The organism is Paenibacillus sp. H1-7, assembly GCF_022354825.1.
In the GTDB taxonomy this organism is placed as follows: Bacteria; Bacillota; Bacilli; order Paenibacillales; family NBRC-103111; genus Paenibacillus_S.
In genome coordinates this window covers 1,472,917-1,488,226 of sequence record NZ_CP031168.1, presented here as the reverse complement: position 1 = coordinate 1,488,226, position 15,310 = coordinate 1,472,917, and the positions used below count along the sequence as shown (strand labels likewise).

The 15,310-nt window shown below is 52.6% G+C and carries 12 protein-coding genes and 1 pseudogene; 2 read left to right on the top strand and 11 right to left on the bottom strand.

What is annotated here, in order from left to right; genetic code table 11:
- Nucleotides 1-50 precede the first annotated feature (50 nt).
- Together pheT and pheS are read right to left on the bottom strand one after the other, a co-directional pair.
- On the bottom strand, nucleotides 51-2,498 hold the full coding sequence (pheT, locus tag DVH26_RS06750) for a phenylalanine--tRNA ligase subunit beta (protein WP_239632511.1): 2,448 nt from the start codon (nucleotides 2,496-2,498) through the stop codon (nucleotides 51-53).
- Nucleotides 2,499-2,520: 22 nt separating this feature from the next.
- Nucleotides 2,521-3,555: a phenylalanine--tRNA ligase subunit alpha gene (pheS, locus tag DVH26_RS06745; protein WP_239632509.1), complete on the bottom strand. Its 1,035-nt coding sequence runs from the start codon at nucleotides 3,553-3,555 to the stop codon at nucleotides 2,521-2,523.
- A gap of 685 nt (nucleotides 3,556-4,240) precedes the next feature.
- Here pheS and DVH26_RS06740 point away from each other — a divergent pair.
- Nucleotides 4,241-5,941 carry a methyl-accepting chemotaxis protein gene (locus tag DVH26_RS06740; RefSeq protein WP_239632508.1) on the top strand — a complete coding sequence of 567 codons (1,701 nt, stop codon included), beginning with the start codon at nucleotides 4,241-4,243 and terminating at the stop codon, nucleotides 5,939-5,941.
- A 230-nt stretch (nucleotides 5,942-6,171) separates the two neighbouring features.
- Nucleotides 6,172-6,858: a helix-turn-helix domain-containing protein gene (locus tag DVH26_RS06735; protein WP_239632506.1), complete on the top strand. Its 687-nt coding sequence runs from the start codon at nucleotides 6,172-6,174 to the stop codon at nucleotides 6,856-6,858.
- Between the two features lie 26 nt (nucleotides 6,859-6,884).
- Here DVH26_RS06735 and DVH26_RS06730 read toward each other — a convergent pair whose 3' ends face one another.
- The 9 genes and pseudogenes from DVH26_RS06730 to DVH26_RS06690 form a co-directional block, all read right to left on the bottom strand.
- Nucleotides 6,885-7,400: a hypothetical protein gene (locus DVH26_RS06730; RefSeq protein ID WP_239632504.1), complete on the bottom strand. Its 516-nt coding sequence runs from the start codon at nucleotides 7,398-7,400 to the stop codon at nucleotides 6,885-6,887.
- 34 nt (nucleotides 7,401-7,434) lie between these two features.
- Nucleotides 7,435-7,896, bottom strand: coding sequence for a signal peptidase II (gene lspA, locus DVH26_RS06725; protein WP_239632502.1), 462 nt, complete (start codon nucleotides 7,894-7,896; stop codon nucleotides 7,435-7,437).
- 71 nt (nucleotides 7,897-7,967) lie between these two features.
- Nucleotides 7,968-8,141 carry a hypothetical protein gene (locus DVH26_RS06720; protein WP_239632500.1) on the bottom strand — a complete coding sequence of 58 codons (174 nt, stop codon included), beginning with the start codon at nucleotides 8,139-8,141 and terminating at the stop codon, nucleotides 7,968-7,970.
- 619 nt (nucleotides 8,142-8,760) lie between these two features.
- Entirely contained in the window at nucleotides 8,761-9,204 is a 444-nt protein-coding gene (locus tag DVH26_RS06715; RefSeq protein WP_239632498.1) for an ATP-binding protein, read from the bottom strand.
- Nucleotides 9,205-9,206: 2 nt separating this feature from the next.
- Nucleotides 9,207-9,943, bottom strand: a pseudogene (locus DVH26_RS06710) (tRNA(His) guanylyltransferase Thg1 family protein).
- Nucleotides 9,944-10,041: 98 nt separating this feature from the next.
- Nucleotides 10,042-11,268, bottom strand: coding sequence for an RtcB family protein (locus DVH26_RS06705; protein ID WP_239632496.1), 1,227 nt, complete (start codon nucleotides 11,266-11,268; stop codon nucleotides 10,042-10,044).
- A 44-nt stretch (nucleotides 11,269-11,312) separates the two neighbouring features.
- Complete coding sequence (locus tag DVH26_RS06700) at nucleotides 11,313-12,110, bottom strand: TatD family hydrolase (protein ID WP_239632494.1); 798 nt, start codon at nucleotides 12,108-12,110, stop codon at nucleotides 11,313-11,315.
- Nucleotides 12,103-12,684: an RNA 2'-phosphotransferase gene (locus DVH26_RS06695; protein WP_239632492.1), complete on the bottom strand. Its 582-nt coding sequence runs from the start codon at nucleotides 12,682-12,684 to the stop codon at nucleotides 12,103-12,105. Before DVH26_RS06695 ends, DVH26_RS06700 begins: the two co-directional genes overlap by 8 nt.
- A gap of 35 nt (nucleotides 12,685-12,719) precedes the next feature.
- Entirely contained in the window at nucleotides 12,720-15,308 is a 2,589-nt protein-coding gene (locus tag DVH26_RS06690) for a metallophosphoesterase (RefSeq protein WP_239632490.1), read from the bottom strand.
- Nucleotides 15,309-15,310 lie beyond the last annotated feature (2 nt).

Here is a 15,310-nt window from a genome sequence, read left to right as displayed (position 1 = left end):
CTTCTGTATGCAAGGCACTTTATGACAAATTCCGGGTTAACGGAAAAATGCTATTTTCTAAGCTCCGCATCGAACGTTTGTTCCAGTGCAGATACAACTTTGGCATGCAGCTCGCTGACTTCTTCATCCGTGAGCGTGCGCTCCGGAGTGCGGTAGACGAGAGCAAGAGCAACGCTCTTCTTGTCGGCTCCCAGACGGTCTCCGGTATAAATGTCGAACACTTGGATCGATTCGAGCAGACTGCCCGCCACTTCGCGGACTTTGGCGATCAGGTCGCCAACCTGCACCTCACGGCCGACCACGACCGCAATATCGCGTCCGATGGACGGGAAACGAGGCAGCAGCTTATGGGTAATTTGCTCATCAGCCGCAGCCGCAAGCTCCGTGAACTCCACCTCAAGCACATAAGTGTCCGCCAGATCCTTCTTCTGCTGCAATGCCGGATGAAGCTGGCCGATCGTACCGATGACTTTGGTCCCTTCAGCCGTCTCCAATGTAATGTGAGCGGTACGGCCAGGATGGAAGCCTTCCTGTTGGGCCGCCTTATAGCCGATGCCTTGAATGCCGAGGAAGCTGACTAGACGCTCGAATACGCCTTTCAAATCATAGAAATCCACATCGCCGGCTTTGCCGGTCCAGTGAGTCTCGTGGCGTTTGCCGGTAAGCAAAGCGGCCAGCAGCATGCGTTCCTGCGGAAGATTCGTTAACGTGCTTTCATCCGTAACGAACACTTTGCCGATCTCGAACACGGCTACATCGGCCGTATTTCGGTTGCCGTTGTATGCAGCCACGTCCAGCAAATGCGGAATGAGGCTCGTACGCAAGGTGCTGCGCTCCTCGCTCATCGGCATGGACAGAGCGATCGGCTTCGCCTGCGGGTAAGCGCCCGGAAATTCGCCGATTAGATCCGGATGGGTGAACGAATACGTGATCGTTTCGTGCAAGCCGCTGCCGGACAAAACTTGGCGTGTCAAACGGCGGATCGTCTGCTCCTTCGTCAGAGAGCCCGGAGTCGTGACTCCGCTCATCAGCGTCGTCGGAATGTTGTCGTAGCCGTACAAACGGGCCACTTCCTCGATCAGATCGACCGTGCGCGTAATATCTCCGCGACGGCTCGGTACATGGACAGTGAACGTCTCGCCTTGCGCCTCTACCGCGAAGTTCAGTCGTTCAAAAATCGCATTTACCTCTTCCGCCGACAGCGAGGTTCCGAGATATTGATTGATGCGGGTAACGCTCAACTCGATACGGACCGGCTTCGTCTGCTGTGTCGACGCCTCAACGATGCCCGCCGCAATCTGTCCTCCGGCATATTGCGCCATCAGGGAAGCAGCGCGGTTCAATGCAGGAATAACCGCCTCAGGATTCACTTCTTTCTCGAAGCGCAGGGAAGCCTCGGAACGAAGACCCAATTGACGTGACGTTTTGCGTACGGTTCCTCCGTCAAATTTGGCCGATTCGAGCAAAATGCGTACGGTACCGTCCGTTACTTCGGAGTTTTCGCCGCCCATAACGCCTGCAAGCGCCACCGGCTTCGTACCGTCCGTAATGAGCAGCATGTGCGGCTCCAGATTGCGCTCCACGCCGTCCAGCGTAACAATCGTTTCGCCTTCTTTTGCCATCCGCACGTCGATATGGCCGCCGGCAAGCTTATCCGCATCGAATGCATGAAGCGGTTGGCCGTATTCGAGCATAACGTAGTTGGTAATGTCTACGATGTTGTTGATCGGGCGAACGCCTGCCGCCATCAGACGGTTTTGCATCCACAGCGGGGACGGTCCCAGCTTCACGTTCTCGATATAACGCGCCGCATAGCGGGAGCATTGCTCCTTGGCCGTAATCTCGACGGAAATGCTGCTTGCCGCTTGACCTGCGGAGCCTTGGCTTTCCATTCCCTTCTCGGCGTCCGGCAGCAGCACCGGTCTGCCCAGGATCGCTCCGATTTCGTACGCCGCTCCCAGCATGCTCAAGCAGTCGGAACGGTTCGGCGTCAAGTCGAAGTCAAGCACCTCGTCGTTAATCGCCAGCACATCCAAAATGCTGTCTCCGACCTTCGTATCCTCAGGCAGCACGAGTATGCCTTCCTGAATTTCTTTCGGCAGAAGCTTATCGTTCAAGCCAAGCTCCTTGGCCGAGCAGATCATGCCCTGCGACTCGACGCCGCGCAGCTTCGCGCGCTTGATGACCAAGCCGTCCGGCAGCTTCGCGCCGACGATGGCTACAGGAACCTTTTGACCGGCGTCCACGTTCTTTGCTCCGCATACGATTTGCAGGTCTTCGCCCTGACCGACGTCAACGGTACAAACGCTTAATTTATCCGCATCCGGGTGCTTCTCGCGGGTTTTGACGAACCCTACGAATACTTTCTCCACCCCTTTGTTGCGCTTTTCTACAATGTCGACTTCGATGCCGCTGCGCGTCAATTTTTCCGCCAGCTCATCCGCCGTATATCCGCTCACGTCCACATATTCAGACAACCATTGATAAGATACTTTCATGTCCTGTTAACACTCCTCTCGATTACAAATGGGCGAACTGCTTCAAGAAGCGCAGATCGTTGGTATAGAAATGACGAATGTCCTCAATGTCATATTTCAGCATCGCAACGCGCTCTACGCCGAGGCCGAAAGCGAAGCCGCTGTATTCCTCAGGATCGTAGCCGCCCTTCTCCAGCACGTTCGGATGCACCATACCGGCACCGAGAATTTCCAGCCAGCCGGTTTGCTTACATACTCGGCAGCCCGAACCGCCGCACATGGCGCAGGTAACATCGACTTCCACGCTTGGCTCCGTGAACGGGAAAAAGCTCGGACGCAGACGAATTTGCGTATTTTGGCCGAACAGCTCGCGCACGAACTGCAGCAATGTCCCCTTCAGGTCGCTCATCCGGATGTTGCGGTCGATGACAAGCCCCTCGATTTGCGTAAACATATGGGAGTGGGTCGCATCGTCGTCGTCGCGGCGGTACACTTTGCCCGGGCAAATGATTTTGACCGGCACTTCGCCTTTCATCTTCTCCATCGTGCGTACCTGCACAGGGGAGGTTTGCGTACGCATCAAGATTTCTTCGGTAATGTAGAACGAATCCTGCATGTCGCGAGCCGGATGGTTTTTCGGCAGGTTCAACGCTTCGAAGTTGTAGTAGTCCTGCTCAACCTCCGGTCCTTCCGCAACCGTGTAGCCCATCCCGATAAAAATGTCCTCGATCTGCTGAATGACCTTGTTGATCGGATGCGTTGCGCCTACCGGAGCCGGTCTGCCCGGAAGGGTTACGTCGATCGTTTCGGCGCGAAGGCGCGCTTCGGTCTCCGCCGCCTGATACTCCTCCTGCTTTCTCTCGATGACCGCTTCAATCGCGCCGCGCACATCGTTAGCCACTTGGCCGATGATAGGACGCTCCTCCGCGCTCAACGCACCCATGCCGCGCAAAATTTCGGTCAACGGACCTTTTTTGCCCAAATATTTGATTCTCATTTCCGCCAGCTGCTGTTGATTGGTTACTTGCTCCAGCTCCTGAAGCGCTTCAACCTTCAAAGCTTCCAAACGCTCTTTCATCTGTCATCCTCCTTCAAAGATTTGCTTATGCTCTGTAACGCGGTTGTTCCGCATTATCCCGCCTGCCGCCGTCTTACCCGGCCTGCACAGCCCTTGCGTCGCTCCAACGCAAAAAAGGCTTTTCCATCCCGGATAAGGGACGAAAAAGCCGTGGTACCACCCTTGTTAGAAGGACCTATGTACCTCACGCTCGCAGCATTCGACGCCGGGCGGAGATCATGCCTTCTCACTTCATTGAATGTAACGGTTCCAAACGCGATCGCGTTCTGGCCGGTAATCCCCTACTTGCCGCGGTCCATCCGTGGTTTCAGAGAACTGCTCGGGAGCGAACTTCGGCAGCCTGTATCTGTAGAACCGCTCTCAGTCTATCGGCGGCTCCTCCCTGTAAAGAGGCACTGCGTACTCTTCTCCGTCAAAGCATTTTTGCTGTATGCAACTTTAAATTATTATATGAAAATTGCGGTGCCGTTGCAAGTAGGATCTTCCTTTTGCGCGCCCAAGTTCCGAAAAACGGGGATTCAAGCCTGCCCGACATCCAAGGTTTCTTCTTACCATCATTCCCTTTACTAGCCTCACCCATACGATAATCAACCTAAATCAATAAGATTACTGTAAACTGTAGCATGATATTTGTCGAATAATAATATAGATAACTTTCTTTCTACTATACTATGAGGTGACGGTCATGAAATTCACAGTCGGCAAGAAGCTGATGCTCGGGTTTGGCATTGTTCTGGTTTTACTATTTGTTTTAGGTTACTTTTCCGTCAAGACAATGGATTACATGAAAGGACGGGTCGACGCCATCACGACGATTTGGCTGCCTGGGGTCGAATCGATCAACGAAATGAATTTCGAGGCCGAGCATGTGCTTAACCTGACTTACAGACACAGGGACGAGAAAGACGGCGCGGGCATGGACATGCTCAGTAACAGCATTACGCAGCTGTACAATAAATTCGATACGAACCTGAGCGTGTACGAAGCTACGGTAACAACGGATCAGGAAAAGAAAGAGATGGAGCAGCTAAAAAGCTCATGGAACGCGTTTAAAGAAACGAACCGGCTTACCCTGGAAGCAAGCCGGGCCAACAATGCGGCGCGGGCGGTGGAGCTGCTTAATGACAGCCAGAAGAAATATGACGACATGCAGCTGATCTTTAACGAGATGAAAAAAAACAACCATGACGGCGCTTTGGCCGCAGGACAAGAAGTGGCCGATACCCATAAAGGCGGGGGCATCTTCATCTATTGCATTATGGCGGCGAGCCTGCTTATTGCCGGCATTGTACTCTGGATCCTGCATCTAAGGATCGTTGTCGTTCTGAAGAAAGTGACCGGGCATATCGTGCAGGTTGCCGAAGGGGATCTGAGCGTCCAGCCCGTTACCGCACGCAGCAAGGACGAGCTCGGCGATCTCGCAGCAGCTGCCGGGACGATGGTTGCCAACTTGCGCCATACCGTCGCTCTGACCGCCGAGACGTCGTCGCAGGTGGCGGCTATGTCGGAGGAACTGGCTGCCGGTGCAGAGCAAACCGCGGAATCTTCGAGACAAGTGTCCGCATCCGTGCAGGAGGTGTCTAACGGCTCCGCCGAGCAGCTGGCGAGCACCGAGGAAACGGCCCGGGCTATGGAAGAAATGGCGGTCGGCATCGGGCGCATCGCCGAAACGTCGTCCGCCGTGTCCGAGAGAACGATCGAAACCTCGAGCCATGCGGAAAGAGGCAACGGTTCCATCGAGCGGGTCGTCCGGCAAATGAGCTCCATCCAATCGTCCGCAGGGACGACCTCCGGCATCATCCAGCGCCTCGGCATACGTTCGGAGGAAATCGGAGAAATGCTGTCGATGATTGCGGAAATTGCCAATCAGACCAACCTGCTCGCGCTGAACGCTTCTATCGAAGCTGCCCGGGCCGGAGAAGACGGCAAAGGCTTTGCCGTTGTCGCAGCCGAGGTCAAGAAGCTTGCCGCCCAATCGAGCGCGCAAGCGGAGCGAATCGCTTCCTTAATCAATGAAATCCAGCACGAAACGAAGCAGGCTATCGAATCAATGACCTCCGTAACGAAGGAGGTTACCGAAGGCATTGAGGTGGCTGAAACGACGAGAGATATGTTCGTTCACATTTTGAACGATATTCAGCTTATTAATCACGAGGTGCAGGAGGTATCCGCGACATCCGAGCAAATGGCTGCGGCGACCGAACAGATTACCGCCTCGGTCATGTCTACGGCATCGCTGGCCAAGAGCGCAAGCGAAAATTCGCAGAACGTCGCTCAAGCTACCGAAGAGCAGCTCGCCTCCATGGAGGAGATTTCTGCATCCGCGTCCCATTTGTCCAAGCTGGCGGATAATTTGCAGCATACGATCCACGCTTTTAAACTGTAGCTCTAATCCGAAGGTAACAACGGTTTGGATAAAGAGCTGTCCCGCAAACGGCCACAATCTGTTTAAGGGACAGCTCTTTTTCACGTCTCGCTAAAATAAACGACGAAATTCGACGAAATTTCATAAAAAATGGTATATTAAAGCTGTAGATTTTATTATAATGAGCATTATAATAGTTCAGATAGAATGCCGGAAAACCATTTTCCGACAAGGGTTTGGGGGTCTGTCGTATGGACATTTTGTCCAATTTTGGTCAAAGAGTAAGAGAGCTTCGGCTTAAAGCAGGGATGTCCCAGGAAGCGCTGGCGGTGCGTGCCGGACTGGACCGCTCCTACATCGGCGGCGTCGAGCGCGGAGAGCGGAACGTTTCTCTCGAGAACATTTACAAGTTGACCAATGCATTGGATGTAGACATGAGCTATTTTTTTGACAACGAGAGATTTTCCATGCATTCCGCTTATTTGAAAAGCGAGTTCAAGAAAGCATTGAGCGAGCGATTCGTCTACAATATCGATTTTGACGAGCAAGTTATTTCGTGGCAAATCAAAGGGGTTTTGAGCGTAGAGGATGTGAACAAGATCGCGTTCGACCTGAAGCTGGCCTGCACTTATCTTTCCAAAGGCCACATCAAGCTGCTGATTGATAACCGGGGCATGAGAGCCGACGGCCAGCCGTTCGTATTTACGCCGGAGGCGAACGAGAAGATCGAGGAGCTGCAGAAGTGGATGCTCCCGCACTGCCTCAAGGTAGCGGTGTTATGCAATTCGAAGCTGATGAAAAATCAGCTCGACCGATTGGGCCAGCGGACTGGCATGAGCCACATATCCAAGCATTTTTACGGAGAAGATCCGAGCGAGATGATCACCAAGGCGTTCCAATTTCTAGGCATCACGAGCAACAAGCTCATCTCCGTGTAATCAGCCGGGGCGGTTAAGCCCCTTTATCACTTCACATACTGATGCATATTCGCAATGTATTCGTGCACCAGCTCCTGTATGCTCCCGAGCTTATCCTCCAGCTTGTCTTGCTGTCCCAACGCCTGCTGTATCGACTGAATGTACGCTTCGCCCTGCTTTTTGACTACGGCATTGGCTCCGCTGTAATCCTTCAAATACGCCGGAATGAAATAACATTCCAATGAGTCCATGCCGTACGTATAGTCTCCGCCGGAGCCGTTTTGTTTGGACCACGCCGTCAGCTTGTCGTACAAACCGGTAACCCTTATAAGACCGAGCCGGTACGTTCTACGGGAAAATTCATACTCTCCCTGTCCGATGATTCCCTGCTCGAATTGTTTCGTGTTCTTGTCGTCCATAAAATAGAGGACTCCGCCCCATTCGGAAGCGAATTTCAGCCAAAACGCAATGTCTTGGCCGGCAATCGTTATTTGGATCACCTCATCGAATACCATATCCGGATTTTCGGTCAACATCGCTTGAACTTGCTTCTTGTTATCCATCCTTGTTATCTCCTGTTTGCTTATTTGCTTGCCGTTATGCCGCGTCGGTTATTTTGCTTTTGACAACACCGGCTATAGTACTTGCAATAAACAGCAATACACCGATATTGATGGCCACGTCAGCCAGATTCATAATCCCATGGCTCCACGTAAATTCCAGAAAATCGGTCACCTTGCCGAATAATATCCGGTCTATTGCATTGCCTGCGGCTCCGCCGACCAGGAACCCCATGCTGATATCTATGAGCCTTCCCTTCAGCTCGCCCTTCTTTCGATAATACAGCACACCGGCTATAAACAATACCGCGAAGAGGGCAAAAAGACGCCCGTATCCCTGAAACAGGCTGTGAGCCATGCCGCTGTTCTCATAATGCGTGAAATGAAGGACGGAATCCCAGACAGGAGTCGAGGCGCCGACTTCCATGTGGGCACGGATCCATAGTTTGGAGCCTTGATCGACAGCCGCAGCCAAGACGGCGAAAATGTAAAATAGCATTTCGTCCCCTCTTTCCCCGAAGATAACCTCCCGAGCCGCATGAGCATGCAAACGGCTGAAGCCGAAAGCACCTAACCGTTCGTATGCTTGAGCTTCTCCAGCTCTTCTAGTCCGTTTTCATCGGTATAATATTTGTTATCGAGCTGCCGGTATTCGATTTGCCGCTCCTCCAAGTGCTTGAGCGCCAGCTCCAGCTGCAAGCCGAGAATCAAGCAGGCGGAATCGATCTCAAATTTATTTTTCATTCGATAATCCTCTATGTTTAGTAGGTATGTTTAATAGGGTCTGATCGTCTATGAAGCCGCAGTCTATCATCTATTCTATTTAACCATCTTGCTTAAATAAAGTCTAGATTTGCAGCGCTTGCCGCAAGGCTCATTTGTTACCAGAGAGCGCGACGGCGCGCAAAACTTGCGAAAATCTTCTAGATATTGTAACTTATACAAAGTGCTGTCTAGCACTCTCTTGTTACTAGATTCGAATTGGAGCTGAGTTGAAATTATTGGTAAAATCTTCAAAAGCGTATCTCTTGTCCTTTTAAGCTTTGTTATCAGTTATTTTCTTATTGGGGGAGCCTTAATAGATTTACTGATGCGTCTTAAGCATTTTATGAATTAGCCCGAACCCTTCCTCACGATTTTCCCCTCGACGGCACTCTCCGCATCCTACCTTGATCAACGGTTGAAGCCCATCTTCGCTTCCTCTCCAACTGGTCATGCCATCTGTTCCAAGCGGTTCTCCACCTACATATCAGCTATGCTGCGGGCCGGAAGTAGACTAATGCCAGATGATGCTCACGATTATTGCCTTTCACTTCGGTGAGAGGCTTTTCGGCGTTCATGCCCTCAGGACGATCGATCGGAGTTAAGGCACGGGCCATTCCGTAACTTGAAACTCACCGTTTTGGGATACCACCGTATAAAGCGCATCAAAGCCTTCTTGAAAATCGGGAAATTGCAGCTGCTTTCTTACGCTGAAGATGCCGACCTCGGGTACTCTGCCTTTGCCGGACCGCAGTTCATTTCTTCGCAGGGACTCGGCGACATCCGGCTCGAAATAATAGCCTGTTATAAGAAACTTATGCTCCTTGGCGAGCGCTATATAGCGGCTCCTGTCTTCCGCCGTCGGGTTCGTGTTATCCAGTACGAAAGGCTGCTTGGCCTGGAGCGAAGCGGCGATATAAATAGCCTCCCGGTGTCTCGTCTTAAGCATATCCAGGTTGATTCGTAGGTGAGAATCGAAAAACCGCTCCTTATAGAAGGTCGATTTGCCTGAAGCCTGAATTCCTATAAAAATGACACACTCCACCGTCACTCATCCTTATCCAGGTACACATGTTGGTTGATGTAGTTTCTGTCTTGAGTGAAGATAGGGGTGTCCGGATCGGCATCCCATCTGCTCCTTTGCACGGTCCCCTTCGAGTAATATTGTTTCGTAATGCACACTCCGCGTTTTTGCCAGACGGGAAGATCGTTCCAGTTCACCCCTTTCTCCGTAAAAAGCTTATCCTTCAGCTGCTTGCCGTCGAGGCCTTGCAGTTCCTTCTGCGGAAAATGAGCCTGACTCATCATGGAGATGCTGTTTTTCGTCGCGTCCTGCTGCCGCCATATAAAATAGTTGGCAACCTCATCGTGCGGCAATACCCACGCTCTGCTGTCGAATACGGCAAGCTCCTTGCCGGGATAATACTTCCCGACCTCTTGATTAAATTTGGCGGCAGCCATCGACGCGGATACGGACACCATCTTTTGCAAGTTATTATCAAACCACGATTGCGTTGTCAGCTTGTCATAGTTGGTCAGCAGGATGGAAATTTCGTCGCTTTGGTGATAGACCAGCTTGCAGCCCATCATTTGCGCTGCGAGATATTTGCACGTTTCCCATAACGCGCTTGTAAGCTGAGCATCGAACGGCTTATTCATCCCCGTGTAAACGTGTGAAAGTGGCAGCCGTCAATGCGGAGAACGACCGGAAGACGCCGCGGCAAATACATCCGGTAGGCGTCCTCGTATTGCTTCATCCGATTGCCGAAGTCATCCTTGCTCACGGCTCCAGCTCCTCTCTGCATTAAATCATGCACCTGCGCCAAACGTTAGAGATATTACCAAAAGCTTGCATCCCTTAGCTTGTTCCAATCGGGCGCCGTCAATCCTTATATGGATCAAATTCATCCGCTCCGGCCATACAGACGCCGATCGGCTTCAGCACATGCAGCACCTCGACCGTCTCCGCATGAGCGTCCAGCACCTGCTGCAGCTTGCGGTATACGAACGGGCTTTCATCCGTTCCCGCTCCGCGAAGCTCGACGCCGAAGGCTTTGACCGCCTCCTTCATTTGGGCTTCGGAGATTTGGCCGCCTGTTCGGCTGCGGGTTTTCCAATTCATCTTCCCGGCTGCCTGTGTTCGGCTCATGACCCTTCCCGCTCCATGTACCGTGCTGTAAAACGCCTCACGGTTCTCGTCCGTATCCTTGCCTCTGACGATCACCGAAATATCGCCCATGCTGCCGCCGATAAAACCAAGCTGCCCCGGTTCCGAAGGCGTGGCTCCTTTGCGGACGACGATCGTTTCCTTGCCGTTGTGCGTCTCTTTCCAGGCATAATTGTGGTGGTTATGGACCTCCAAATCCGCCTCGGCCTCCAGAATGGACAGCACCTGCCGGATGACGTAATCCCTGCCCGCGTAGGCGTAACGGCCCGCCAGCTTCATCGCCCGGTAGTACATATCCCCAAGCTCGCTTGTAAGCTCCAGCAGCACCGGAGGCTGATCCATCTTCTCTCCCGGCGCATTGCCCAGGAAATTGCGTCCCGCCGCCAAATTGATAAATCCGCTTGCCGTCTTATGTCCGAAGCCGCGGCTGCCGAAGTGGTTGCCGATCCACAGCCGCCCTGTCACCGTTTCCTCGAACAGGTCGACGTAATGATTGCCGCTTCCGACAGTCCCGAGCTGATCCCGGGCCAGTGACTTCAGCTTGTCGTGCTCTTGGCGCCCTACCGCTGCATAGACCGACCAGTCCGGGTCATCGAACAGCTCGTGATCCACCCTCTCGCTGTTCACACGTCCGATGCCGAACGAAATCGTCCGGGCGATCCGATCCATCAGCTTAGCTATATGCGGCTTCACCTCGGATGCCATAAGCTTCGTTCTCACCGCCTTATTGCCGCAGGCAATATCGTAGCCTACGCCGGACGGCGAGATTTGGCCGTCGTACACTACGACGCCTCCTATCGGCTGGCTGTACCCTTTATGATGATCCGCCATCAGCAATGCTTGAACAACGTTCCCATGCCTGGCGCATGTAACCGCTTGGGACAAAGCCCCTTCGTCCGGCGATCCCCATACGCGAACGCCGTCTATCGTTTGGTATGCCACTGTTATCCACTCCGAATCTATATTTGATCGCTTCAAATATATGCCTATATGCCAAAAAAACGTTTCGCCGTCTCCGTAGTCGCCCGGGCCGTTTCTTCAACGGACTTGCCGATGCATCCGGCGACGGATTGCAGTATATGCGGCAAAAATGCAGGCTCATTGCGCCCATCGGCAGGCTTAGCCGGCAAATCCCGCGGGGTCAAGAACGGAGCGTCCGTCTCGATCATAAGACGGTCCAGCGGGATCCGTTTGACAAGCGCCTTCAAATGCTTGCCCCGGCGCTCATCGCAAATCCAGCCGGTAATGCCGATGTAGAGACCCATGTCCAAATAGGTCATAAGCTCCTTCTCATTGCCCGTAAAGCAATGGACCACCGCTCTTGCCGGCTTATGCTCTCGAAGCAGCGCCGCAAAATCGGGAAAGGCGTCTCTTTCGTGCAAAAACACCGGCATATTCAGCTCCTGCGCCAGCTGAAGCTGGCTCGCGAACCATTTGCGCTGAATATCCCGAGGGGAGAAATCGCGGTTGTAGTCCAGACCGCACTCTCCGATCGCTACGACTTGGGGGAGGACAGCCAGCTCCTTAAGCTTCGGTATCGTCTCTGCATTGCAGCTCTTCGCATCGTGGGGATGAATGCCTGCAGTAGCATAACATTTGCCCGGCATGCGGCTCGCGTAACGCGCCGCTTCGATGCTGTTTCTTAAGCTTGTTCCTGTAATAATAAGCGGCGACACCCCGCTTGACTCCGCTCTGGCCACGACCTGGTCGCGGTCCTCGTGAAACGAGCGGTGCATCAGATTGACTCCGATATCAATTAGATTATTCATTGGCAGATTATTCATTGGAATCATTCCCCTTTTCTTGCGTTTCGAATACGGAGCAGCATTCAGGAGGGATGAAGCCGGCCAACCATACCTCGTTGCCCGCGAAGTAGAAGGTTACCCCGGCGTGCTGCGCCCTGACCGTATCTACGGCAAGCAGGACGAGCTCCCCTCTTCGGCTTCCCGCCATGGAGGCGAAGTGGGTTCCGGCAGATAAATGCACGTACTGCCGCCCCATCGGTCGTATTCCCTCACGCATTATAGCCGACAGCGCCATGAGGTTCGTCCCGTGATATAAACGGACCGGCGGGGTCGCGGCCGGGTAGCGCACTTTATCGTGACTGTGCCCGTACCTTGCCCGAATGCGGTCCTCGGTGATTTCAAATCGCTGCTTATCCGAATGGGCGGCGACTTGCTCTATATGCTCGCGCTGCACCCAGGACCATTTGGGTCCTGCTGCTTGCACGGCGGTTACTACTTTTTCCAACGGACATGACCCGTCCATCGGATCCAATATAAGACCGAAATCCTCCGGCGTATGCCGGAGCATTTTGGTCAACAACTTGCTTAAGCTTGTTTCCCATTGCGAATTCATTGTTCACTTCTCTTTCTGATATTAAATCTATTGTATTACAGCCGCGGATCGATTTCCCGTTCTTGAGCTACCTCGAATAACAAGCTTGCCGCTATTTCCTTGTACGCGGTATGATCCGGCGAAATAGCCTCGAAAGGTACGGACAGCATCTTTTGCCCCAGACGGTATTCGTTCATCGACGTACGCAGCTTCCGGCTCGTGTTCTTTTGCTTCACCAGCTTGCGGTATTTGTGCGGAAACCGGTAATCGTAGCCGTAGATGATTGACAAGTATTCCGGGTTTCGAACTTTGATATGAGGAGCCGATTTGCCGTTCATCATCTCCGGCTTGATCACTACGCCCTCCATTTGCTGGTCTGTCGTCAATCGTTTGAAGAATGGCTCCGCCTGCTCGTAGCTGCCCGGATCGGATAGACGAATCGTCAACGCTTCGTCCCCGGATACAAACCCGTACACCTCGGACGTACACCAGCTCGGAATGGTTTCTTCCCCGTTATCATAGATCATTTTCAACAGCCCGAACGGCTTGTATTCAAGCTCGCCCTCTACCGCATAGATCTCCAGCTGCTTCTTATAGATTGCATAGGCTTCCCTATGGACATCGAGCGGAACATAGGCGGCCAAAATATCATGCATATATTTATAGTTTTGATACACGTATGCTCCGTACTTGTCGCTAAGCGCCTCTTTGGACATATGGAACTGATCCTTCTCGAACCCGCTTGCCTCATATTCGCCGGCCAGCTTGCCGAATGCTTCTTCAAAGCCGTTTTGCTTCAGGAAATCCAGCTCGCTTTCCAAAGCTTTTTCTATCGGCCTGAACTGCCTCTCGATAAGTCCTTCTCCCAAGGCCATCCAAGGTAGAAGCTCTCCGTCCAATATGAGCATGGCGACCCGATTCTCATTCATGTAGCCGCCGAACCTCTCGAGCAGCTTGCGGTAGACGCCCGTCAGGTCCACCCTCTGGATCTTGTATCCGTTTCGGCTGACGGCAAAGCATTGCTCCACATCCTTATGCAAATACACGTTGCATCTCGAGCCCATATATTTCGGCTGGAGCACCACTTCATCCACGCCGTGCTGTTTGAAATAATCCAGTCCCGCTTTCAGCGATTCCAGCTCCTGAGCCGCCTCGTCCTTATCGGCCGGGGACATTGTACCGGAAATAAAATTAATTTTGTTGCGGGAGCAGAAGTGCAGCCGGCGCATTTCTTCCTCGCCCAAATCTTGAATCGAAACCTTGCGCTCCCCCTTGAACAAAGTCGTTAATTCCTCCGTCATCACAGCCCGGCTGGACTTATGGGACTTATAAAAAGGCTTGAAGGAGGACAGGCTCACTGAGGTCAAAAGGTTGCCGTGAACGCTGCCCGTATCGATATGAAGCTTATTTTTCAATCGGAACGCGCTTTGGGCCGCAATATGTCCGAATATATGGTACGGATGATTGCTGACCGCCTCTTGCTTCAAGAACGAGAGCTGCTCCTCCAGCGGCATGGAACGATCCACCCGGAAATTGCGCTGATGGCGGACGGAGCCCGCATCCAGCTTGCCGATGTACTTGTTCTTGCACGGCGCATGGGTAATGTAATACGTCGGCCCCGAACCGCCCGTCATCCGATAAAACGGCTTGGATAGGTGAACCAATGCGTTGAATTTGTCCAACAGGTCCGGATCGTCCGCCAGCACCTGAATCGAGTCGAAATACGTATGAAGCAGCTCCTGATCAACGCCGGATACTTCATCGTTCAAATATTTATAAACCAAATTTTCGTGGTTGCCCATAATGAACAAGAAGTGCTCCCGGTTCACGTATAAAAATTCCACCGTTTCTCTCGTTTGCCGCCCTTTGTCGATCCAGTCGCCTACGAGCACAATCTTCGTATCTCTCACCTTCCCCGCCGCCAGTAGCTTACCGCTCTCGATTTGAAAGCCATGGCTTAGGAGCAGCCCCTTCAGCTCGTTCACGCATTCATGGACGTCGCCGACTACGATATATTTCTGATCCTGCGGAAGCATCGTCGACCTATATTCCCCGATATTCTCGACCACGACCTTGTAGTCCGGATTGGCAGTCCCCTCTTCAACGCCATAAAAATCTTTGCTGCGAATTTTGTGAACCTTCGCGTACCCTTCTCTCGACAGCGATCCGAGAACCTCTTTTCTAAGCCGGTTCAGATGGTTGCTGATGATTTTTTTCGAACGCTCCGAGGCGTAGTAATCTACCCGGTTCCGGTAGTCGAACAATACCACTTCGAGATTGTAGTTGTTTTCGTGAGCAATGCTTCTGACCTTGCTTCTGAACTCCTCGGCCAACCCGGTCGTATCGATCACAACAAACTCTGCATTAACGGGGAACGAAGTGACCATCCTCAGCTTCTCGAACAACAGATGGAACGCCTGCTCGCTGGCTTCCAGCATCACTTGATCGTACTTGTCGTAATCGTGCCCGAGAATTTCCTGGCGGAGGCTGTCGGAGGAAATATACTGCACGTTGGTTACTGCGTTATGGGTTACATCCGAGCTTTTCAGCTGGGGGATGAGAACCTCCTTGGCAAAGGTCGTCTTGCCGCATTCCGTCGCCCCGATCATCATAAAAATGGTGTGAACTTGAGTGCGAATTTCCATCG